Source organism: Candidatus Protochlamydia sp. R18 (assembly GCF_000648255.1).
GTDB classification, from domain to species: Bacteria; Chlamydiota; Chlamydiia; order Chlamydiales; family Parachlamydiaceae; genus Protochlamydia; species Protochlamydia amoebophila.
On sequence record NZ_BASL01000737.1, the window covers coordinates 38937 to 60342 of the forward strand.

16 protein-coding genes and 3 pseudogenes are annotated in these 21406 nt (G+C 34.2%); 15 read left to right on the plus strand and 4 right to left on the minus strand.

All coding sequences use genetic code 11. The features are described from left to right. The first annotated feature begins 111 nt into the window (after positions 1-111). The 6 genes and pseudogenes from TY19_RS08575 to TY19_RS08600 all read left to right on the plus strand — a co-directional run bounded on the left by TY19_RS08575 (position 112) and on the right by TY19_RS08600 (position 9050). Positions 112-2874, plus strand: coding sequence for a bifunctional acetate--CoA ligase family protein/GNAT family N-acetyltransferase (locus TY19_RS08575; RefSeq protein WP_042281785.1), 2763 nt, complete (start codon positions 112-114; stop codon positions 2872-2874). After that, positions 2871-3443 (plus strand): GNAT family N-acetyltransferase, encoded by a 573-nt coding sequence (locus TY19_RS08580; RefSeq protein ID WP_039358311.1) that lies wholly within the window; start codon positions 2871-2873, stop codon positions 3441-3443. Before TY19_RS08575 ends, TY19_RS08580 begins: the two co-directional genes overlap by 4 nt. Beyond that, the gene (locus tag TY19_RS12930) at positions 3436-5355 is read left to right on the plus strand and encodes an NAD-dependent epimerase/dehydratase family protein (protein ID WP_158383164.1); all 1920 of its coding nucleotides are present in this window, start codon (positions 3436-3438) and stop codon (positions 5353-5355) included. Before TY19_RS08580 ends, TY19_RS12930 begins: the two co-directional genes overlap by 8 nt. Beyond that, positions 5334-6011 carry an HAD family hydrolase gene (locus TY19_RS08590; protein WP_042281788.1) on the plus strand — a complete coding sequence of 226 codons (678 nt, stop codon included), beginning with the start codon at positions 5334-5336 and terminating at the stop codon, positions 6009-6011. The genes TY19_RS12930 and TY19_RS08590 overlap by 22 nt, the downstream gene beginning before the upstream one ends. Then, a complete protein-coding gene (locus tag TY19_RS08595) occupies positions 6001-6732 on the plus strand; it encodes a cytidylyltransferase domain-containing protein (RefSeq protein ID WP_042281790.1) in 732 nt (243 codons plus the stop codon). Before TY19_RS08590 ends, TY19_RS08595 begins: the two co-directional genes overlap by 11 nt. A 590-nt stretch (positions 6733-7322) precedes the next feature. Next, a pseudogene (locus TY19_RS08600) lies at positions 7323-9050 on the plus strand (hypothetical protein). A gap of 528 nt (positions 9051-9578) precedes the next feature. Here TY19_RS08600 and TY19_RS26890 read toward each other — a convergent pair. Next, a pseudogene (locus TY19_RS26890) lies at positions 9579-9920 on the minus strand (IS630 transposase-related protein). A 513-nt stretch (positions 9921-10433) separates the two neighbouring features. On the opposite strand from TY19_RS26890, the gene TY19_RS08610 reads away from it, so the two are divergent. The 4 genes from TY19_RS08610 (at position 10434) to hemH (ending at position 16330) form a co-directional block, all read left to right on the plus strand. Beyond that, the gene (locus tag TY19_RS08610) at positions 10434-10709 is read left to right on the plus strand and encodes a hypothetical protein (protein ID WP_042281795.1); all 276 of its coding nucleotides are present in this window, start codon (positions 10434-10436) and stop codon (positions 10707-10709) included. A 776-nt stretch (positions 10710-11485) separates the two neighbouring features. Then, complete coding sequence (locus tag TY19_RS08615; RefSeq protein ID WP_042281797.1) at positions 11486-13033, plus strand: DEAD/DEAH box helicase; 1548 nt, start codon at positions 11486-11488, stop codon at positions 13031-13033. A 289-nt stretch (positions 13034-13322) separates the two neighbouring features. Next, positions 13323-15266: an ATP-dependent Clp protease ATP-binding subunit gene (locus TY19_RS08620; protein WP_148300660.1), complete on the plus strand. Its 1944-nt coding sequence runs from the start codon at positions 13323-13325 to the stop codon at positions 15264-15266. A gap of 20 nt (positions 15267-15286) precedes the next feature. Beyond that, a complete protein-coding gene (hemH, locus tag TY19_RS08625) occupies positions 15287-16330 on the plus strand; it encodes a ferrochelatase (protein WP_042281802.1) in 1044 nt (347 codons plus the stop codon). Positions 16331-16473: 143 nt separating this feature from the next. Here hemH and TY19_RS08630 read toward each other — a convergent pair. Then, a pseudogene (locus TY19_RS08630) lies at positions 16474-16796 on the minus strand (transposase family protein); the annotation flags it as partial. A 386-nt stretch (positions 16797-17182) separates the two neighbouring features. Between TY19_RS08630 and TY19_RS11825 the strand changes: the two are divergent. Next, positions 17183-17569 (plus strand): integrase core domain-containing protein, encoded by a 387-nt coding sequence (locus TY19_RS11825; RefSeq protein WP_052354869.1) that lies wholly within the window; start codon positions 17183-17185, stop codon positions 17567-17569. Between the two features lie 53 nt (positions 17570-17622). Here TY19_RS11825 and TY19_RS08640 read toward each other — a convergent pair whose 3' ends face one another. Further along, positions 17623-17934, minus strand: coding sequence for a hypothetical protein (locus TY19_RS08640; RefSeq protein ID WP_042281804.1), 312 nt, complete (start codon positions 17932-17934; stop codon positions 17623-17625). Positions 17935-18411: 477 nt separating this feature from the next. On the opposite strand from TY19_RS08640, the gene TY19_RS08645 reads away from it, so the two are divergent. From TY19_RS08645 to TY19_RS08660, 4 genes are all read left to right on the plus strand, one after another. Continuing rightward, positions 18412-19137, plus strand: coding sequence for a hypothetical protein (locus tag TY19_RS08645; RefSeq protein WP_042281807.1), 726 nt, complete (start codon positions 18412-18414; stop codon positions 19135-19137). A 279-nt stretch (positions 19138-19416) separates the two neighbouring features. After that, on the plus strand, positions 19417-19602 hold the full coding sequence (locus TY19_RS08650; protein ID WP_042281812.1) for a hypothetical protein: 186 nt from the start codon (positions 19417-19419) through the stop codon (positions 19600-19602). Between the two features lie 354 nt (positions 19603-19956). After that, positions 19957-20187, plus strand: a complete 231-nt coding sequence (locus TY19_RS08655; protein ID WP_011175572.1) for an AbrB/MazE/SpoVT family DNA-binding domain-containing protein — start codon at positions 19957-19959, stop codon at positions 20185-20187. Next, positions 20184-20561: a type II toxin-antitoxin system death-on-curing family toxin gene (locus TY19_RS08660; protein WP_052354870.1), complete on the plus strand. Its 378-nt coding sequence runs from the start codon at positions 20184-20186 to the stop codon at positions 20559-20561. The genes TY19_RS08655 and TY19_RS08660 overlap by 4 nt, the downstream gene beginning before the upstream one ends. Before the next feature lie 531 nt (positions 20562-21092). On the opposite strand, the gene TY19_RS16255 is transcribed toward TY19_RS08660, so the two are convergent. After that, positions 21093-21245: a hypothetical protein gene (locus TY19_RS16255; RefSeq protein WP_158383168.1), complete on the minus strand. Its 153-nt coding sequence runs from the start codon at positions 21243-21245 to the stop codon at positions 21093-21095. Positions 21246-21406: the final 161 nt, after the last annotated feature.

The following is a 21406-nucleotide window of genomic DNA, read 5'->3' on the forward strand; positions in this document are numbered from 1 at the left end:
GTTAATCTTTCTATGTTTTTTAATGTGGTTGATGATTTATACACAAGTGAAATGGGAAAATGATTTTTTGAAACTGCCAAAGCATAATTATGTAAGGAATGGAGAGATTCAATGAATGAAAGGGTATTACATCGAACTGATCCTTCTCAAAATTTTATTCATCGTTATCCTCAGCGTTTAGATGCGATTTTTTATCCCAAAACGATTGCTGTGATAGGAGCAAAAGACGATTTTGGTAGCGTTGGCGCAACCATTATGAATAATTTGACTAATGGATTATTCAAAGGAAAAATTTATCCTATTAATCCTAAAAGAGATCGTATTTTAGATCTCATATCTTTCCCCTCAATTTCTTCTGTGCCTGAAGTTGTGGACTTGGCCATTATTGTGACTCCTGCGTTAACGGTTCCGAAGATTATCAAGGAATGCGTGAATGCTAAAGTTAAATCGGCAATTATTATTTCAGCAGGCTTTAAAGAATTAGGAGAAGCAGGGAAAAAATTAGAAGAAGAAATCCTTTTTTATGCGAAACAAGGCCCTTTATCAATTATTGGTCCTAACTGTTTAGGTATCATGAATCCTCACACTGGATTAAACGCTAGCTTTGCAAAAGGGCTAGCTTTACCGGGTCAACTCGCTTTTATTAGTCAGTCTGGAGCCATGTGTACAGCTGTTTTAGATTGGAGTTGGCAAGAAAAAGTAGGGTTTAGCTCATTTGTTTCTATCGGTTCGATGGCAGATGTTAACTGGGGAACTCTAATCGACTATTTTGGAAGCGATCCTCATACTAGTAGCCTCTTACTTTATATGGAAACGATTGGCGATGCACGATCTTTTATGACAGCTGCCCGAGAAGTTGCTTTAGAAAAACCGATTATTGTTATCAAAGCTGGACGATGTCAAGCAGCAGCTAATGCAGCAGCCTCTCATACAGGTTCCTTAGCAGGCAGTGATGAAGTTTTTGATGCAGCTTTAGAAAGAATAGGCGTTTTACGTGTTAATCATATTTCTGAACTTTTTAGCATGGCTTCCGTATTAGCACGTCAACCCCTTCCTAAAGGCCCCAATCTGTCAATTATTACGAATGCTGGAGGTCCTGCGGTCCTGGCTACGGATGCTACTGTATTAAATCATGCTGAAATGGCGCCATTAACACCTCTAACTATCAATAGTTTAAACGAATTTTTACCTCAAGCTTGGAGCCATAGCAATCCAATTGACATTTTAGGAGATGCAGATGCTAAACGGTATGCGAAAACGGTTGAAATTATCGTAAATGATGCAAATTCTGATGGACTATTAGTGATTCTTTCTCCTCAAGATATGACAGATGCTAAAGGAACAGCAGAAATACTGACTAAGTTTGCGATCCTCAATGAAAAACCACTTTTAACAAGTTGGATGGGGGGAGATTCTGTTATAGAAGGAGCAAATATTTTATCGCATGCTAAAATTCCTGTTTTTAATTATCCGGATGATGCTGCAAAAACTTTTGCAACCATGTGGCGTTATAGCCAAAATTTAAAAACTCTTTACGAAACGCCTCAGGCAGATTCATCGATCTGGGGTGAGAATGAGCAAGCACAAGCACTGGTTAATCAAATTATTTTAAAAGCTCAGGAAGAGAAAAGAACAATTTTAACTGAATTTGAATCTAAACAAGTATTGAGCTTATATGGAATTCCTATTGTCCAAACAGAAGTTGCTAAAAACGCAGCTGAAGCTGTTAAATTAGCCGATCAATTTGGTTATCCAGTTGTTCTCAAGCTTTTTTCTGAAACAATTACTCACAAAACCGACGTGGGAGGCGTTAAGCTTAATTTAAAAACTTCTCAGGAAGTTTTAATTGCTTACGAAGAAATTTTTCAATCTATATCAAAAATAAAAGGAGTGCAGCATTTTAATGGAGTCACTGTTCAACGTATGATTAAACAATCAGGCTATGAATTGATTTTAGGTAGTTCAACCGATCCTCAATTTGGACCTGTTTTATTGTTTGGAACTGGGGGACAGCTTGTTGAAGTATTTAAAGATCGTGCTTTAGCGTTACCTCCTCTTAATAGAAATCTTGCTCAACAGCTTATGCAAAAAACAAAAATCTATGAAGCATTGCTTGGTGTAAGGGGGAGAAAGGCAATTAATTTATCTCATTTAGAAGAAATTCTTATTCGGTTTTCTCAACTTATTGTAGGCAATAAGTGGATTAAGGAATGTGATATTAATCCTCTTTTAGTATCTGACAATGAAATTATTGCTTTAGATGGACGTATCGTTTTACATGATAACGATGTTCAAGATCAACAATTACCTAAATTAGCCATCCGTCCTTATCCTTCAAATTACGTTTTAAAAACGGAATTAAATAATCAAAAACAGGTGATTTTAAGACCTATCCGGCCTGAGGACGAACCCCTTATTGTGCAATTTCATCATGATTTATCTGAGAAAAGTGTACGTCAGCGATACTTAGAATTTATCAGTTTAGATCAACGAGTCACTCATGAACGTTTAATTCGTATTTGTTTTAATGATTATGACAGAGAATGGGCACTTGTCGCTGAAGTCGTGAATTTTCAACAAAAGCAGATTGTTGGAGTAGGCCGTTTATCTCGCATCCCAGGAACTACTTATGCTCAGCTTACGCTTGCAATTATTGATGCTTATCATTATCAAGGCCTAGGAACTCAATTTATTACACAATTGCTTAAAATTGCCAATCAAGAAAATATTGAGCAAGTTTACGCAAATATTTTAGCTGAGAATGAGGGAATGTTAAAGATTTGTCAGAGACAAGGATTTAAATTAACACCTCTGCCTGATCCAGAAATTATTCAAGCCTTGTGGTTGAATCCAAAAATGGAAGAGAGCAAATGAAGCCTCTTTATTCTTTGTTAGAAAGTCAAATTTTTAATCATTACCAACTTGTTGCTATTAGACAACAAGATATGGAACAAATCCGTCTTTGGCGCAATGAACAAATAGACATTTTACGGCAACAAAAACCTATTTCAAAAGAAGATCAAATTATTTACTTTGAAAAGGTTATCAAACCTTTATTTGATCTTTATCAACCCAATCAAATTTTGTTTAGTTATCTTTATCAAGGTCAATGTATTGGATATGGAGGGCTTGTTAATGTGGATTGGCAATCAAAAAAAGGAGAGCTATCCTTTTTAGTAAAAACAGAAAGAGCTAGTTTTGAGACGATCTACATTCAAGATTTTTTGCATTTCCTTACTCTCATCTCTCAGTTTGCATTTAAAAAATTAAATTTTCATCGTATTTACACAGAAACCTTTGCTTTTAGGCTAATTCACATGCAAGTTTTAGAAAATTTTGGATTTAAAAAAGAGGGGATCCTGCGAGAGCACATATATAAAAAACAGCGCTGGATAGATTCATTGATGCATGGGTTATTAGCTCATGAGGTCATTCATGAATAATAAACGGATTTTTATTAGCGGTGGAGCTGGAGTTATTGGAACAGCCCTTGTTAACTCTCTATTAAAAGAAAAAGTAAGTCTTTTTGTTGGAGATTTAAAACCTTGTCCAAAAGAATGGTTGGGAAAGCTTAAATATTGGCAGGGAGACTTAAATGCAATCCACCCTGAAATTTTGCAAAATTTTGATCCTGAAATTTTTTTTCATCTTGCTGCAACATTTGAAAGGTCAGAGGAAACTTATTCTTTTTTCTTGGAAAATTTTCACCATAACGTTCGTTTGAGTCATTATTTAATCAATCTTCTCAAAGATGGATTATCTTTAAAAAAGGTGATTTTTGCTTCTAGTTACTTAATTTATGATCCTACGCAATATCAGTTCACTTCGAAACAAGAACAAGTTTCAATCTTAAATGAAGAGAGTCGAATATATCCCAGGAATATTTGTGGGGGAGCGAAGCTTCTTCATGAGCTAGAACTTCGCTTTTTAAATCATTTTCTTGGCCATCAGGCTTCGTTTATTTCTGCTCGGATTTTTAGAGTTTATGGCTACCAATCTAAAGACGTTATTTCTCGATGGATTAGATCCGCGATAAGAGGAGAGCCTCTGACTGTCTATCGTCCAGAAGGGCAGTTTGATTATATTTTTTCTGATGATGTTGCAGAAGCTTTATTGAAGTTATCTCAAACTGAGCATAGCGGTGTTGTAAATGTTGGATCTGGGGAAGCCCGTTCGGTTCAAACTATCCTAGACCTTCTTCATCAATATTTTCCCAACCTTCAAGTCCAATCTTCTCACCAAAACATTCTTTTCGAACATTCGCAAGCCAATATTGATCGATTAGAACAGTGGATAAAATGGCGACCCAAAAACCGTTTAGAGCAAGCCATCCCTAAATTAATTGAATTTGAGAAACAGAAATGGGAAGCTCCTATTTTTCACGAAGATACGTGTTCGATACTTATCACGAGTATTTCGAAGAAAATGCCTTTGATTGAAGCTGTTCGCGAAGCAGCTCGTAAGACGGGGCAAATCAAATCTATTCACGGTTGTGATGCAGATGTTAACTGTATTGGCAAATATGGTGTAGATCAATTTTGGCATTGTCCTTCTCTTTCTCATTTAACGATTGAAGAAGTTATCGCATATTGCAAAGAGTATTTTATTAAAATGATCATTCCTACGCGGGATGGAGATTTGCTTTTTTTTGCCCAATATAAATCACTTTTGCAAGCCGAAGGAATTCAAATCATGTGTTCTTCTTTAGACACTGTTTTGATTTGTCAAGACAAGAAAAAATTTGCTGAGTTTTTATTAGAGCATCATTTTCAACCCATTTTAACCAGTGTAAAACTAGATGATATTGACTCTGTGCATTATGTAGTCAAAGAACGCAAGGGGGCTGGATCTTTAAAAATGCTTTTAAAAGTCTCTAAAGATGAAGCGATGCAAGGTGCCTTAAAATTGGATGATCCTATTTTTCAACCTTACATGATTGGTAAAGAATGGAGTATTGATCTTTATCGCTCAGCAGAAGGGAAAGTACAAGGTTGTGTGGCTAGATTGAGAAATTACACAGTAGGAGGGGAATCGCAGATTACAACAACTACCAACTATCCTGAATTGGAAAATTATTGTATAAACATTGCAAACCAATTGAATGTCAGCGGCCATGCTATTTTTCAGGTGATTGTAGATGAATTTAGTCAATTCCACGTGATTGAGTGTAATCCCCGCTTTGGAGGGGCATCGACAGCTAGTTTAGCAGTCGGGTTAGATTCTTTTTTTTGGTTTTTCCTTGAAAGTTTAGGCGGAAATTTGCAAAGTTATCCTTTTAATAGATCCAAACATGAAATTCGCCAAATTCGATACCCAGCAGACAGGATTATTCCATGGTCTTCGTCTTTGACTTAGATGATACACTTTATGAAGAGAAAATGTTTGTTTTAAGTGGATTTAAAATTGTTTCGGAGTTTTTAAGTTCAACTTTTAGAAGCCAATCTTCAGACATTTATCAAGCTTTAATAAATGAGTTCGAAATTAAAAGAGAACATGTTTTTGATCGACTCCTACAAAAGTTCGGTCTGTACAGCAAAAGCTTGGTAAGAAAATGTGTAGCTATTTATCGGGCTCATTCTCCTCAAATTCAATTGTTTCCTGAAGCTTTGGATTGTCTTCAACGTTTAAGCTCTTATCCGATTTATGTTGTCACAGATGGAAATAAGTTAGTTCAAAAAAGAAAATTTTTGGCCTTACATTTAGAGCATTATGTAAAAAAATGCTTATGTACTTATACTTACGGATTAAAATATAGCAAGCCTTCCCCCTATTGCTTTGAAAAAATTTGTGAATGGGAAAAGGTGAGCCCTAAAAAAGTCGTCTATGTGGCTGATAATCCTAATAAAGATTTTGTAGGCATCAAACCTTTTGGATTTCAAACAATCAGGATGTTAACAGGTCCTTACAAAGATATAGTTGTGGATGAAAAGTATGATGCTTCTATTACTCTTCGCCACCTAGCAGAATTGAACGATGCGCTATTAAAAAAAATCGAGGAAAATGCGTACTGAAATATTTGTTCAAGCTCGAATGGGATCAACGAGGCTTCCTGGAAAAGTTCTTAAACCTGTTTTAGGAAAACCTCTACTTGGTTATCTTCTTGAACGATTAAAAGACGTTAAAGAAGTTGATGAGATAGTCATATTATCCACAACTAACTCACAAGATGATGTAATTGAAGCTTATTGCCAGCAACTAGGTATTTTTTGTTTTCGTGGATCTGAAAACGATGTATTAGAGCGTTATTATCAGGCAGCCTTGATTCGCAAAGTAGATGTGGTTGTTCGTATCACTGCCGATTGTCCTTTAATTGATCCAGACATTATTGATCAAGTAGTTGGATTATTTAAAAAAGAAATTTTTCAATATGATTATATTTCTAATAGCTTCGAAAGAACTTTTCCAAGAGGGCTTGACGTAGAAGTTTTTACGTTTGAAGCGCTTCAAACAGCTTTTAAAATGGCAACAAGTCTCATCCAAAAAGAACACGTCACTCCTTTTATTTATCAAAACCCCAATCTTTTTAAATTAAAGAATATTGCACATCATCCATCTCTCCATCTATATCGTTGGACAGTCGATACACCAGAAGATTTCGAATTAATAAAATTAATCTTAGAAAATCTTTACCCTCATTGTCCAAAATTTCGCTTAAACGATATTCTCCATTTGTTAAGTTTAAACCCAGATTGGGATTTAATTAATGCACACATAAAACAAAAAACTATTTAATAACATCTATTTATTGAATGATTTCGCATAAAATCAACTTAGTTTAAATTTGTTGATTATAGTTATATTACCAAGTTAAATGTCTATATTTATGAGTGAGCAAAAGAGAGTCATGAATTTAGGATCAACTTTTGTAACGAGGAAACATTTTCTTTGATCTCGTTTTCCTAATACTGCTACCTTGAGCACAGGTTTCGCTAATTGAGACCTGGCAAAAGTTTTACAAACGTATGGATGGACTTCGCTTCTATCTATCTTTCATTCTTTTATTGATATTTTCTACTTTTTTGAAAATCTGCTCTTTTGCTTTTATTTCTTTCTTCTCTTTTAAGAGGATTTTTTTGTCATTTACAAACATAAAAACTGCTTATGCATTGACGCCAAAATGAGCAGAGAGCTTTCTTAAATAGGCATCTGCATAAGACTTAATAAACTTTAATAAAACTTCATCTTTTATTTTCTTAGAACAGGCAAATTCTATTTTCGGTACCAGCTTTCCTTCTTTATTGCATTAATATTATCTATTTAATTTCACTAATATGAATTGTGTGATATGACTTAGAATTATTTAGCTAATTTGGAGGGTAATTATGCATATCCATAATTCAAATTCTCATCAGCACACTCCCATTGTCAATCCAGATACTCAATTTTACTCTCCATCAAATGAACGTTTAAAATTTTTTGAACGTATTAGTTTATTATGCAAAACAATTTTTCAGTCCTTTTTGAACCTATTCTTTAACTATATCAATAGAGATCAGCTTCAGTCTCAATGGAGAGAGATTTTTTTGGGGCGAAAAGAAGTTGTCACAACTCGTCCAGAATCTAGCGTATCTTTATCAAGTTCGGCTCAAAATTTAAGTTTTGCCTCTCCTTCTTTAACTAAAACTCACACTCAGAAAACTATTGATAATCCTAATGATAAACCTGGAAATGAAAACACACCCTTAGTAAATCCTTTAACTGCCATAGCAAACTTAAATACTTTAAACGACCTTTTCCCAAAGGAAATTGAGGTATCCACAATTCAATCTTCCACTCCTTCGTCTTTTCCCCAAGAAGAATTTAAATTGAGCTTTCAAGATGGAACTTCTTTAATTATCCCTAGTTCTCAATTATCTTTGTTAATGGAAAAATCGCTCTATTTTAAGAGTCTTTGGTCGGGAAATTTTCAAGAAACTCTTCGAGATCCTCTCACTTTGACACAAAAAGAGTTTATTCATCTGCTTAACTGCCTGATGGATGCTAATTTTAAAGTTTCTGAAGAAGATATCCCTTTTTTTATTCAATTAGCCGATTATTATCAACTGACAGGAGTTGTGAAGAATTTAGAACAACAGTTGCTTGACGCATATAAATCCAAGAAATTTAAGATATTTAACTCTAGCGAAGATAGCCTAGTAAAATTAAAAGAACTTTTAAATTTCACGCAGCAATACCAATTAAATGCTTTAAAAAATTATTTAGAACTCACAGTTGTAAGTTCATTATTAAAGCAGGCTTTTTATTTAACCGAATTTGAAAAAATTTTAAGCCACTTCTCAAATGAAATAGAAGGACTCAATTTTTCAGAGAAGGATAGTCTGACTGACACCCATCTCTTAGCGTTGAAAAATTGTAAAAATTTAAAAGAGCTTCACCTCCAAGATTGCTACATGCTCACGGACGCTGGGTTAGCGCATTTGACATCCTTAGTGGCTCTGCAGCATTTGAATCTGGCTGGGTGCCGTAAGCTCACGGACGCTGGGCTAGCGCATTTGACACCCTTAGTCGCTCTACAGCATTTAGATCTAAATGGATGCCCTAATCTCACGGGCGTTGGATTAGCGCATTTGAAACCTTTAGTGGCTTTACAACATTTAAATCTGAGTTGGTGCGATAAGCTCACGGATGCTGGATTAGTGCATTTGACTTCCTTAATAGCTTTACAGCATTTAAATCTGAGTTGGTGCGATAAGCTCACGGATGCTGGATTAGTGCATTTGACGCCCTTAGTGGCTTTGCATTATTTAAATCTGGCTGGGTGCGATAAGCTCACGGATGCTGGATTAGCGCATTTGATGCCCTTAGTCACTTTACAGCATTTAGATCTAACTGCATGCTCTAATCTCACCGACGTTGGATTAGCGCATTTGAAACCTTTAGTGGCTTTACAACATTTAAATCTGGGTTGGTGCCCTAATCTCACGGACGCTGGATTAGCGCATTTGACTTCCTTAGTGGTTTTATAGCGTTTAGATCTAAATAGATGCCCTAATCTCACGGACGCTGGATTAGCGCATTTGAAACCCTTAGTCGCATCAGAGCATTTATAGTTAATTGAATTTAATTGTGCACTTATGTGCATATTTGACAGAAAGAATAATCAATGGCTTTTGCAAGACTTGATAATTTGTTTAAACTTAACCGGGCTAATTGTTTAAAATTTGCCCAGAAAGCTTCGATTAGATTTAAATCAAGTGAATAAGAGGGAGAAAATAAAATTTTACATCCGCCTTGTTTAATCAGATATTTGGTTTTTTAGACTGATGAAAAGTAGCATTATCCATCTAAAAAACCAAAATAATCACTTGTCCAGTTTTAAGCTCTGGAATTAATATTTTTTCTAACTGTGTATTAAACAAGGTAGTATGACACGTTCCTATATAGCAAAAAGGAGCAAAAAATTTAGATTGGCATTTAGCTGCTATAAAGCTTTCTCTTGCAAGACGATGCTCAGATACTGCTGAATAAGCTTTCTCTCCTCTAAAACTCACCCATTATGACGTTCTAGACATTCATTAATTTCACTTTCATCAATATAAACACAATCTTCTTTTGCTATCTTTCCTAATTTTAACTCCTTACGTTTTTTCTCTTTCTTTGTAAAATAAGGCCTTTTTTAAAGTGATTTTAAGCCTCTTACAAGCATAGAATATAGAGGAAGGGTCTACATTGAATTCTTTTGCTATCTCTTTAAAATAACTATCAGGATATTTTTTAATATAGTTCTTTAGTTAGTCATTATCAATTTTAATTGGATGCCTTTTTCTTGGTTTATCTTCTAAACATCCATTTCTTTAACGTTTCAGCCAGTTAAACACTGTTCTTAATGCTATACCGAAAACTGGTCTTACTTCTTCTGCAGAATGTCCAGTTTCTAAATAGCTGAGTGCTTTTTGTCTTAAATTTTTGGAGTGTGCCATAATTTTTTAACTCAAACTGTATTTATACATGCACGATTAAATTCAATTAACTATATAGAGCTTGCTAAAAGTGACAAAATTATTTATTAGATAGTACTAAAGTTTCTTCAATTTTACTATCTTTTCAAGCAAATAAAGCTTTTCTATGATGTGCAAATAGGTTTGATAATTTTAAAAGAGAGTTGCGTATATCTTTCACAAATTTATGACATAAACTCCGAGATCAGTATCGCTCTTAGGACATAAAAAAGTTCCATGAATTTCCAATCTAAATAAGATTTTATTTGGTGATTTTGCTGCAGAAAATACCTATTGTTTAGTTTGAATATCACATTTTTATAAAAAAAGTTTTTTTTCGAACAAATTGAACAAAAAGTTTGCATTCTATATATAAATAAATGAAGAAGAAAGTCTTTGGACTAGCGATTTGACTCAAACCAAAAAGTTTGTTAGGGGAATTTTCCAGCATTATTTTGAAATGCATTTTCTTGAACTGAATTTTAGGAGACTTATATGTGTAGTAAAGAGAAATTAATGAAACTACTTACCGTACTTAGTTTGTTTACATTAGTCACAACAGCTGAAGCAGCGGTTTCAAAGCCCGCTAGTTCATCTACTCAGGCAGATTCCAATTCCAGAGTTGATGCGAAATACGAAATTATGCGCCGCAATGGAATTGACGATACAGATGTTTTGGCTATTCCCCTAGATGATAGCGAAGTAGAAGATCAAGAAGAAGTTAATCGAATTGAGAAAAAAGAAGTTTTTGCTCTTCCTCATTCTCGCTAGTCAGTTACTATCTTTGTCTGTATACTCCTTGCGTTAGACTTAATAAAGTGTAGGGTAAGGAGTGTTATTTTTTTCAGCATTTTGTGATTACATGGCAAATTATCTTCAAACTCAAATATAGATCAAAAATTTTATAATTTAAAATCTTTTACTTATGGTTTGTTTTTAAATCATTTAATTGCTATAATGTTTTATGTTGTCCTTTTACGCTAAATATACTTAAGAAGTTTTTAAAAAATCTACCTGATATGGTAGAGGCTTGAAACTTGTCATTCTTTAACTGCACCAAAACTTTTATCCTTTAATTTAAGGATAAATCGGTCGAGTTTTAAATGATGGAGTAACTTAATCGCACCCTCTAAGGGCGCTTTTAAGCTGGTAAATGAAAGAAGATTTAAAAAGCTCGTTGAATTACAAAAGCTTGTTTAGCTTTCATAGCTTAAAATGTTAAGTTACCCACCATTGGCGCGCATGGACAAATAACGATCAGTGTAATGAAAAGTCATTTGTCTAATTAGATATTAACCTGAAATTCAAGAGCAATAATCAAAATTGATTATCAAAAATCTTGCGGTTTGGGTGCTATTGAAGCGATTTAGCCCCTTCAATTTTTTCAGATAACTAATCGTTGATAATTTTATTAACCCAACTTTTGACTATTTTATTTGAGTAATTTAGAGCGTTGAAGATTTGATCTTAGATGGCTCTTTTTATTTTATTAATGAAATACGCTAGTTATCACTTTATTCTTTTTTAAAGAATATAATAGGAAAAATATGACCCAAGATTCAATTATTGAGCAAGATTTAGCTTTTGAGCAATTTGGTTTAAAAGCCCCCATTTTACAAGCATTGCAAGAAGCTGGTTTTAAAATAGCAAGCCCTATTCAAAAACAAGCAATTCCCGTCGTATTAGCAGGGCATGATGTAGTTGCTCAGGCGCATACAGGAACAGGAAAAACAGCTGCATTTGGTTTGCCAGCTTTACACCTAATCCATGATAATCCAGGCTCTCAACTTTTAGTATTAACCCCCACGCGCGAATTAGCCAGTCAAGTAAGTGATGAGTTATTTCGTTTAGGGAGGCATTTAGGAATTCGTACAGCAACAATTTGTGGTGGTAAATCCTTTAGACCTCAAATTGAAGCTTTACAGCGTGGGGTTCAAGTTATTGTGGCTACACCCGGTCGATTACAAGATCTTTTAGAATCTGATAGCTTACCTGATTTTCGACCCGCTATTGTTGTTTTAGATGAAGCGGATGAAATGTTAGACATGGGATTTTTAGAAGCAATCCAAAGAATCTTCACTTTTTTGCCAGAAAAGAGACAAACTTTACTTTTTTCGGCGACAATGCCCTCAGCTATTCAAAAATTAGCTCATCAAATATTAAAAAAGCCTATTTTCATCAGCGTCACACAAAAAGAGACGACAAATAAAGATATCAAGCAAGTTTATTATGTTATTCGTGAAGATGAACGCGACGATGCAATTTTACGTTTATTAGACAGTGAAGAACCTGCTAAATCAATTATTTTTTGCCGAACAAAAAAAGATGTTGATCGTTTATCAACAACGTTAGTGGCTAATGGCTATCATGCTCGAGGTTTACATGGTGATATGGAACAACCACAACGAGAAGAGGTTATTCGCCATTTTCGTTCTGAACAAATTCGTGTTTTAGTCGCAACTGACGTGGCCGCTAGAGGTTTAAGTGTTTCAGACGTTTCTCATGTCTTTAATTACCATCTCCCTTTTGATCCTGCCAGCTATGTTCATAGAATTGGGCGTACAGGTAGAGCGGGAAATAAAGGGGTGGCGAGTACTTTCGTCACACTTAGAGAATGGCGAGAATTTCAAAGATATGAAAAAGTGACTGGTGCTCCTATTAATCGAGAAATTATTCCAACTCTTGAAGATGTAAAAAAGTTAAAGAGACAAAAACTTGTAAGTCGAATTCAAAATCAACCCCTTCATCAAGAAACTGAATTAGTTTTAGAACTGATGAAAGAAGTCGATCATTCAACTTTGGTCTCTAAGTTTATTTCATTTGTTTTGGAGCAAGAGACTATTCAAGGTCCAGATCGAATTGGTGTAGAGCCAAGAGGTCAAGAAAGGGATACGAGAGGGCAACGCACTGACAAATTTAATGATGAGCGTCGCCGAGCTAATCGACCCCAACAAAAATTTGGGAAAGCTAACGGGTTCAAAAAAGAGCATGATAAAGGCTTTAAAAAAACTTTTGGGCAAAAAAATCGTGCAAATCACCCAAGTAAAGTACCCAGTTCAGCAGCTGGTTTTAAAGAACGTACACGTTCTATTTAATTAATCTTAGATCTTTTTTAGTTGATGTGACAACTAAAAAAGATCTAAATTTTTATTCTTTATTTTATATAAAAAACAAAAATTATTTTTATTTTGAAGAAATGGTTTTTTACTAAACTTAAATAAGTATTATAAAATTTTTGATCAGTTTTGATACATATTTGTCTAGAATAAGCTTAGTAAAAAATAAACAATTCCTTTTGGATAAAATTTTTCAATAGATATGATAGAAAATCACATTTAAAAAACTTTTGTAATTTCCCATACTTAAACTTGATTAGAAGAGAAAATGATGCCTTGGAATATATCGATTTTACCCTCTTTTATCCTTTTTAACACACATTCAACTTTAGTTAGTCCACCTTCTTCTCCCTTACAAAATTTGCGTTCACTTGAAGATTTAGCAGAATTGATGTTGTCTGAAGAATGGGGGATGGATAAATGGGAAAAATGGCAAACACAACTTACTCAATTTATACGTGAGCATTCACAAGATAAAGAAAATTTCGATCGATTTTTGTCAACTATTGTTTTTGGGATGGTCCAAAAAGACCTGCCAAAAGCCTTGAATTTTCTTTCTGAAGTCATCGATTTAGAATTAATGAATGAAATTGCTCATTTTAAAAGTCAACAGGAAGAGCTTCCTCTATTTCGCAGTGCTTTCGAATTCGCTTTTTTAAGAGCTTCCTTATGTACACAACGTAATACCACAGCGATGGCTGATAAATTTTACGGAGAATGGAAACGTTTTCGACCTATTGCTATTTATTTTTTTCCAAACTTAATCAATCTCTTTTTAGGTGCCTTTAATTTTTTAGATTCGCATAAAAAATTTACTACTTTATGGGATAAATATTTATTACTGGATATTGTTTATAAGTTTTTTGCTATTCCTTTTTTTTTGGTACAAGTATTACAGCCGATTGTTGGGGTGACAGTAAGAGTCTATGCAATTGCAGCAGCGATTATCGTCTGTGGAGGGGTTTTGGCCGCTTGCTATCAAAAGTGGCTAAAGCCTTTACCTGATGAAATTGTGAATTGTACTAATTTAGATAAACAGTTTGAAAGAGGGAATATAGATCCTAAAGTTGGCATGACTAAAACAGTTAATCAAATCATTTCCGCATTGCTAACAGGATCTAATATTCTTCTGGTGGGAAAGTCTGGAGATGGGAAAACTGCTGTTACACAACGGCTTATCCAACTCAAACATGAAAAGAAATTACCCCAAGAGTTGCTTAAAAGAACGAACTATGAAGTTGATTGCGGGTTATTAATTTCGAATTATAGTTTTGGACATTCAGAATTGATTAATCAAATTAAAAATCAAATTGACGGATTTGAAGATCAAATTCTATTCCATTTTGATGAACTCGATCAATTAGCTACCAATGATTCTGCTTTTAAAGCTTTTAAGAAAAGATTTTTGACTGATCGCCCAAGTCCTTTATTTATTGCAACCACAACTTTTGAAAAATTACAGCAAATAGAAAGTCTCGATACTGATGGGGCATTTAGAAGAAAAATTGTCAAAATTATTGTTGATGGAGATGACGAAAATCAAAATCGACACATGATTCAAGAATTGATTAACCGTACAGCTATCGACATTCCTATTCAAGATGAAGCGGTTGAAAAAGTTTTAGAGCTTTCCAAGCGGCAAAATTATTTACCAAATATTGGAGCACCGGCAAAAGCTATTAAATTACTGGAAGATGCAATTGGTAAATGTCGATGGGTTTATAGCAAAGACTTTACTTTGCTTGAATTAGAACTTGCTAAGCAAGAGCTTCAACATATGAATTCTCGTCAAAGTAGAGCGATTAGAGAAACTGCTTTAGAAATGGAAACTTATATCAACCTAAAGAGACGCATAGAAGAGTTAGAAAAAAAAGAAAAGAAATTAAAGGATGAAATTCAAAATATTAAATTTTTAATTTCACAACAATTGTCCTTAAAAGAAAATTATTTTAGATTAACACATCAACTTGCCAAAGTATTTTCACAAAATAGTTCGATTAGAGAGAGAGAGAATAGATATACGGGAAAGAAGGAAAAAGAGCAAAAAATTTACCTATTATCTTATTTTTATGCTATTCATGCCTTTAAATCGGTTTTACAACAAAAAATCGATACTATCCATTCTCAATTGCACATCCAAGTAAATGCTTCACTGATTCAACAAGTTTTTAATGAATCAATAGCACTGTTGCCCGACACGCCTATTTTATAAACTCGGTAAATGAGAAAAAAATGAATCAAAGAACAGGAATTTTACTTGTTAACCTTGGAACACCTAAAACTCCTCGACCTAAAGATGTCTATCGTTATTTGAATGAATTTTTAACCGATGGGAGAGTAATTGATTTACCCTGGCTAAAAAGACAGCTCTTAGTAAGAAGCATTATTGTTCCTTTTAGATATAAACAATCAAGCATGCTCTACCAACAACTATGGACAGCTGAAGGATCTCCTCTTCTTGTTCATGGAATAGCTGTTCAATCCAAACTGCAAATGATTTTAGGTGAATCATTTCAAGTTGAGTTGGCGATGCGTTATCAAAATCCCTCAATTGAAGAAGGCTTAGAACGCTTAAAATTAGCAAATGTAAAAGAAATTGTGATTTTTCCTTTATTTCCTCAATATGCGTCTGCCACAACAGGCTCTGTACATCAAGAAGTTATGAAACATTTACAGCAGTGGCAAAATATCCCAAGACTGACATTTATCAATAGTTACCCAGACCATCCTGGTTTAATAGAAGCTTTCTGTGAAAGAGCAAAGCAATACGATTTAAATATTTATGATTATTTTTTATTTAGCTTTCACGGGTTACCGGAAAGGCAGATTCGAAAAGGAGATCCAACAGGTAAATGTTTAACAAAAAACTGTTGTCAAGTGATTTGCTCGGACAATGCATTTTGTTACAAAGCCCAGTGCTATAGAACAGCAAAAGCCATTGCTTCAAAACTTAGGATTAAACTCGAGCAATATACCGTTTGTTTTCAGTCTAGACTCGGAAAAGAGACATGGATTCAGCCTTATACAAGTGATTTATTAAAAGATTGTCTCGCAAAAAATAGAAAAAAAATCCTTGTTTTTTGCCCCGCTTTTGTTTGTGATTGTCTTGAAACCACGTGTGAAGTTTCTATCGAATATGCTGAAGAATTTAAACATTTGGGAGGGGATACTCTGCATCTAGTGGAGGGTCTAAACAGCCATCCCGTTTGGATAGAAGCTATAAAAACAATCATTCAAGAACATCTTCCTCACCCTCACAGTCAATTTTCTCAGTAAGATTTTGCTAAAATAGATTCAAATAAAAAAAGCTATTTATTGTAAGTTAAAATTTAATTGACCTCGAATAGGAAACGGATTAAGGTCCGAAAGTGGGCTAAAAATTTTCTCCTGTAAAAATAATAAACACATACCAATTCCACTCATTCCAATTCCCTTACATTTTTAGAATTTTTAAGTTCATCATTGTATAATCCTGCTAAAAGATTAAAGCGTAATCCAAATCTTTTCTCCTATTTCGATAACAATCTGAGATAATTTTGAACCGCTTTAACATTTCTATCACGTTATCTACAAGAACACGTTCTTTAGCCAAAACGGTATTTCTCTTTTTATCTTCCTTGGTCAGAGGATTTTTCTTACTTTTCTTTTTGGGTAAAACTGTTTGAGTATGTACCTTTTGCAAGCCTTGATCACCCGTGTCTACTGCCACCTTTATTCCGGGATGAATTCCTGTCTTTGATTTTTAAAGAGACAGGCTTTTAAATTGTTGGTATTCCATCGATCAGTTGGACGATAGTTGTCGAAAAGGCAAGGAGATGAACTAGTAAAAGCACTCATTAAAGCAGTGGCTCTTGAAAGACCTCGATTTGGTTATCGGCGCATTCATTTTATATTGAAAAAAGGGGCTTTAAGATTAACCATAAGAAGCTTTTTAGGCTTTATCAGGAAATGGGGCTAAAAGTTAAAAAGAGGAGCTCGAAGACGAGGAGTTGGGATAGGGCTTGCGCGAATAAAAGCTCCCAAGTCAATGAAGTTTGGAGCCTTGATTTTATGTCGGATTGACTTGCAAATGAAAAGAAAATCAGATGACTCAATATTGTAGATGAATTTACTAGGGAGAATTTAAAAATGAATGTAGATACCTCTCTTTCGGGATTAGAAATGGTAAGGAAGTTGGAAGAGTTCATTAAATATAGAGGATATCTTAAGACAAATGACCTTGATAATGGAACTGAATTCACAAGCAGGCTATTTAAAATATCGGAGGGAGCATCTATTGGATGGCATTACATAGAACCTGGTAAACCAATGCAAAATGGAGCAATAGAGAGTTGTAATGGAGGAGTCAGAGATAAATTTTTAAACCAGCATGGGTTTATAAGTTTGCAAGAAGCGCAAAACTTAGCAAAAGGATGGAGAGAAGACTATAATAAATGGCGTCCTCATAGCGCGCTAGATGGTCTTTCTCCGGAAGAATTTAGAAAGACTTATGAGCTAAAAACAATTAATGCATAGGTAGTGGAATGTTCTATTTTAAAATGGACCTAATTATGGGGCAATGTCACCGCTTACCTTAAATAGAATTCAGACTCCTCATCTGTAATAGGCGGAATACCGGGAGCTCTATTACAGTTTGATAGAAGTAATAGTAATTCAGTTGGATGTTCTTTTAAATTATCATAAGCTCTTTTATAGCAAAGATATCGTTCATCATAAAGCCAAAGCATTTCGCAAAGATCTCCTAGGATAACGTCATTTTCCCAGTTGCTATCCCACTGTTTTTTAAAGTGATCTTTTATTTTAAACGTAATATTTAACCCATATTGTTGCTTCTCATCATCTTGTATATCATCATAAAAAAGGTGTTCTGCAACATGCATTGCTTCACTAAAATTTAACGATGAACAATCAACTTTGATTGGATAATTTGAGATAAGTGAGCTTCAATCTTTCTGAGAAATAGTTTCTTTTATTTTTCTCTTTTCTGTTGAGTTAAGCTGCTATAATGAATAGAGTTTTTATAAACTTTCTAGCTAAATATCATGAGTTAGGCCATGCTCTCACAAATATATTAATTGATAGCGCCGTCAAACATTTAGTAAACAGGATCAAGCCCGATTTTTCGATGGGCTAGGCTATTTAAGCTATAAAACAAATGACTATTATATCAATGAACATGAGAAGGTGAGGGTAACGAATGGATAAAGTAAGTAAAGGATTTTTATGTGGTATGTTGCTTTAGGCGTTGAGCTTCTGGTTTTACTTTGGTTTATGGCATGGGTAATTAGATGCCAAAGCTTTAAAATTTATGAGTTATGTAAACAAGAAAGAAACAAAAGAACAATGAGATTAATACAATGGGAAATATTCGTTTTATTGGGCTGCTTCACAATTTCACTTTATGCACTGTTGCGGGGGCTATTCTGGGTTCTGCGTTAGCAATGCCTTGTTATGCTTATGAAGTTCAAGCAAAAGGCGTCAATGTTAACCTAAATGATATTGCGTTTATCGTTAGGATTGAAAAGCTTTATGAAAAAGCTAAACGCTATATTGATAAGCTAGAACATGGCAAGTTAATGGAAGTGATGTTTGATATCAAAACTGAAATAGAAGGCTATACAGGAAAAAAAATTGATATGGATGCTCAAATTGACGCAATCGAAAGAGAAGCTAAAAAACAAGGTGCACAATTCAAAAAGGGCGAAATTAAGCAAATTAAAAAAGATTTGAAAAAGAAAGATAAAAAAAATTCTCACAAGGCCATGTTTTTATATGACTGCAATATGTATGGCATTGATTTTAACCAAGAGGAATGCGACTTACATTTCGACGCTCTTTGTTTAGCTAAATCAGTTAAAGGTCATCATGACAAAGAAGACAATAAAGAAATTAAGGTTCCTATACGCGTTTATATAGGTATCACGGCTTCTTTATGCGGTTATTTCCTTAGTTTTATTCCCCATCCTATAGCACAAGGGGCATCTAAGTTTTTAATAGCAACAGGTGTCGGTCTTTGTGTTGATGGTACGGTCACACGGATGGAAGAAAACGAGAAGAACGAACAAAATCAAAACAAGAATTAATCTAAAAGGACTTCACCACCGTCCTAAAATATAAGGAGAAATTGATCCTTTTACCAATTTCAGGTAAAGTTAATGTAGGTTCCTTTTTAGTTGGAACAGGGGGTTACTTATTGTGCAGATGCTTTAATGGAATGCGCAGAACAAAACAGAAAGAAAGAACCTCATAAACCATAAGTAACTATTCTCTATCCCGCTTATTATGCAAACGAGCAGAAATAGTGAATATTTACTTTTTTGCTTCTCCTTAGTAATATGAAGGAAACATACAAGGGATAAAATATGAAATCCAAAACGCAACCTACCGAAAAAGAGACATCACCTAAAGAAAAAAGCCAGTCTAAAGAAGAATGCATGATTTCAGCTCAGGTTTGTCCTGGTGTTTACGCCAAGTCTTATGCTTTAAGATTTAAAAGCGGGGATCCTCGTTTAAATAATTTAAGCAACAAATTATTAAAATTATCATAGTATAATTGGTATATTAAGACGCACAATCGGGCAATTATCGGGTAAGCGTACAAAAAGCCTGATTGCGAGACAAAAATTGAATAGCGGTCTTTGTAAACAATTTCACATGAAGGAATTGATGTTGTTTATGATCGAGTCATTTCTCAAGAATATGCAGTGAAAATCCATATTCAAAAATAAAAGATGCGCGAACAAAACTTTTTGTGATTTTTTGTCTAACACAAAAAGTTTTTTGGTGACCTTTTCAATTCGTTTATATTTACTTATACCGTAATAAAAAAAGACTCCGTTATAACACTTGTATATACGTTAAATTTATAATGTAGTAATATTAATTTATACGAGAGGTGTATTATGCAAGTTAAACATTTAGTTCAACATGGAAATAGTAAAGCCATTGTCATTGACAAATCAATTTTACAAGCTGCAGGGCTTGACGAAAATTGTTTGTTTCAAATAGTTGTAGATTCAAATACAGGTGTTACTATTCAATCGGTAAAACCAGTAAACAGCAAATTTGAAGAAGCTAAGAAATATGTTTTTAATGAATATGCTGAACTTTTCAAGAGATTGTCTGATCGATGATTTTTTTATCTGTCGAAGAGGTGATTTTGATTCATGATCATCTCGTTTCTGAATACGGAGGTCTACATGGTATTAGAGATATGGGACTTCTTGTATCTGCTATAGAAATGCCAAAGACTACAATGTTTGGTGAGTATCTACATGAATCAATATTTGACAAAGCTTCTGCATATCTTTTTCACATCGTTTGTAATCATGCTTTCTTAGATGGGAATAAGAGAACAGGTGCTGCTGCGACTTTAATTTTTTTGAGCCAAAATGATTGTAAAATAAAATACGACATGCGTGAATTCGAGGAAATGGTTTGTAAAGTAGCTCAAGGATTATTTTCGAAAGAAGAAATTAGCAATTTCTTAAAACATCAAGACAAATAACTAAAAAGTTGATTGATCTCACTGAAGACTTTTCATTGGTTTTCAATTGCAATTTGTGATTAGTCGGCTTAAGGTGAGTGTTGAGCATAAGCATATTAAATACTGTTTAATTGGACATATTCTTTTGCAAGCATTATGTTCAAGAGGTATATGAAAGGAAAATATAGAGGATAAATATGAAATCCAAAACGCACCTACCGAAAAAGAGCCATCACCTAAAGAAAAAATCCAATCTAAAGATGAAATCATGATTTTAGCTCAAGTTTGTTCAGATACTTACGCCAAATTGTATGCTTTAAAATATCAAATTGGCGATCCTCGTTTATTTTTAAAAAGGAATATAATCTAGGCAACAAAATTTGAATGATCAGCGTATAATTGGTACCTATTGATATTCTCAAGGATATTCCCATTTGCGATCGCTTTAAAATGCTCAAATCCGGTTCCATCTTGGTACTGATCATTCAAGCGCTCAATAGCCCAATCCACATATTTTTGATTGAGATTGTCTTTGATTAAATGGGAGTTTTGTTAATACCAAGCTCCCGTTTCAGAGATTTGGTCAAGCTGAGTCTGGGCAATTTGATAAGATTCTTGAGAGCTTTGCACTTCACTTAACGATTGCGTAAAGTCTTGCGCCAAACGAACGCCTTCATCCATCGAGGAGGAGGTTGCTTGTGTCATAGCGTAATCTTTGACTTTTTGGAAGTTGCTTTGAAATTCTTCACTTTGTGCAAAATTCATCGCAGCGTTGACGAATTTGCTCTCGTCTGCTCCAAAATTAGATAGTGCTAAATAGGTAAGGCTATTTCAATAAACTGATCTAATTTGATAGATTAATTATT

What these genes read in the sequence shown, in the direction of transcription:
- TY19_RS08575 (WP_042281785.1), top strand. Translation starts at nt 112, where the DNA reads ATGAATGAAAGGGTATTACATCGAACTGATCCTTCTCAAAATTTTATT.
- TY19_RS08580 (WP_039358311.1), top strand. Translation starts at nt 2,871, where the DNA reads ATGAAGCCTCTTTATTCTTTGTTAGAAAGTCAAATTTTTAATCATTAC.
- TY19_RS12930 (WP_158383164.1), top strand. Translation starts at nt 3,436, where the DNA reads ATGAATAATAAACGGATTTTTATTAGCGGTGGAGCTGGAGTTATTGGA.
- TY19_RS08590 (WP_042281788.1), top strand. Translation starts at nt 5,334, where the DNA reads ATGGTCTTCGTCTTTGACTTAGATGATACACTTTATGAAGAGAAAATG.
- TY19_RS08595 (WP_042281790.1), top strand. Translation starts at nt 6,001, where the DNA reads ATGCGTACTGAAATATTTGTTCAAGCTCGAATGGGATCAACGAGGCTT.
- TY19_RS08610 (WP_042281795.1), top strand. Translation starts at nt 10,434, where the DNA reads ATGTGTAGTAAAGAGAAATTAATGAAACTACTTACCGTACTTAGTTTG.
- TY19_RS08615 (WP_042281797.1), top strand. Translation starts at nt 11,486, where the DNA reads ATGACCCAAGATTCAATTATTGAGCAAGATTTAGCTTTTGAGCAATTT.
- TY19_RS08620 (WP_148300660.1), top strand. Translation starts at nt 13,323, where the DNA reads ATGATGCCTTGGAATATATCGATTTTACCCTCTTTTATCCTTTTTAAC.
- hemH (WP_042281802.1), top strand. Translation starts at nt 15,287, where the DNA reads ATGAATCAAAGAACAGGAATTTTACTTGTTAACCTTGGAACACCTAAA.
- TY19_RS11825 (WP_052354869.1), top strand. Translation starts at nt 17,183, where the DNA reads ATGAATGTAGATACCTCTCTTTCGGGATTAGAAATGGTAAGGAAGTTG.
- TY19_RS08640 (WP_042281804.1), bottom strand. Translation starts at nt 17,934, where the DNA reads ATGCATGTTGCAGAACACCTTTTTTATGATGATATACAAGATGATGAG.
- TY19_RS08645 (WP_042281807.1), top strand. Translation starts at nt 18,412, where the DNA reads ATGGGAAATATTCGTTTTATTGGGCTGCTTCACAATTTCACTTTATGC.
- TY19_RS08650 (WP_042281812.1), top strand. Translation starts at nt 19,417, where the DNA reads ATGAAATCCAAAACGCAACCTACCGAAAAAGAGACATCACCTAAAGAA.
- TY19_RS08655 (WP_011175572.1), top strand. Translation starts at nt 19,957, where the DNA reads ATGCAAGTTAAACATTTAGTTCAACATGGAAATAGTAAAGCCATTGTC.
- TY19_RS08660 (WP_052354870.1), top strand. Translation starts at nt 20,184, where the DNA reads ATGATTTTTTTATCTGTCGAAGAGGTGATTTTGATTCATGATCATCTC.
- TY19_RS16255 (WP_158383168.1), bottom strand. Translation starts at nt 21,245, where the DNA reads ATGACACAAGCAACCTCCTCCTCGATGGATGAAGGCGTTCGTTTGGCG.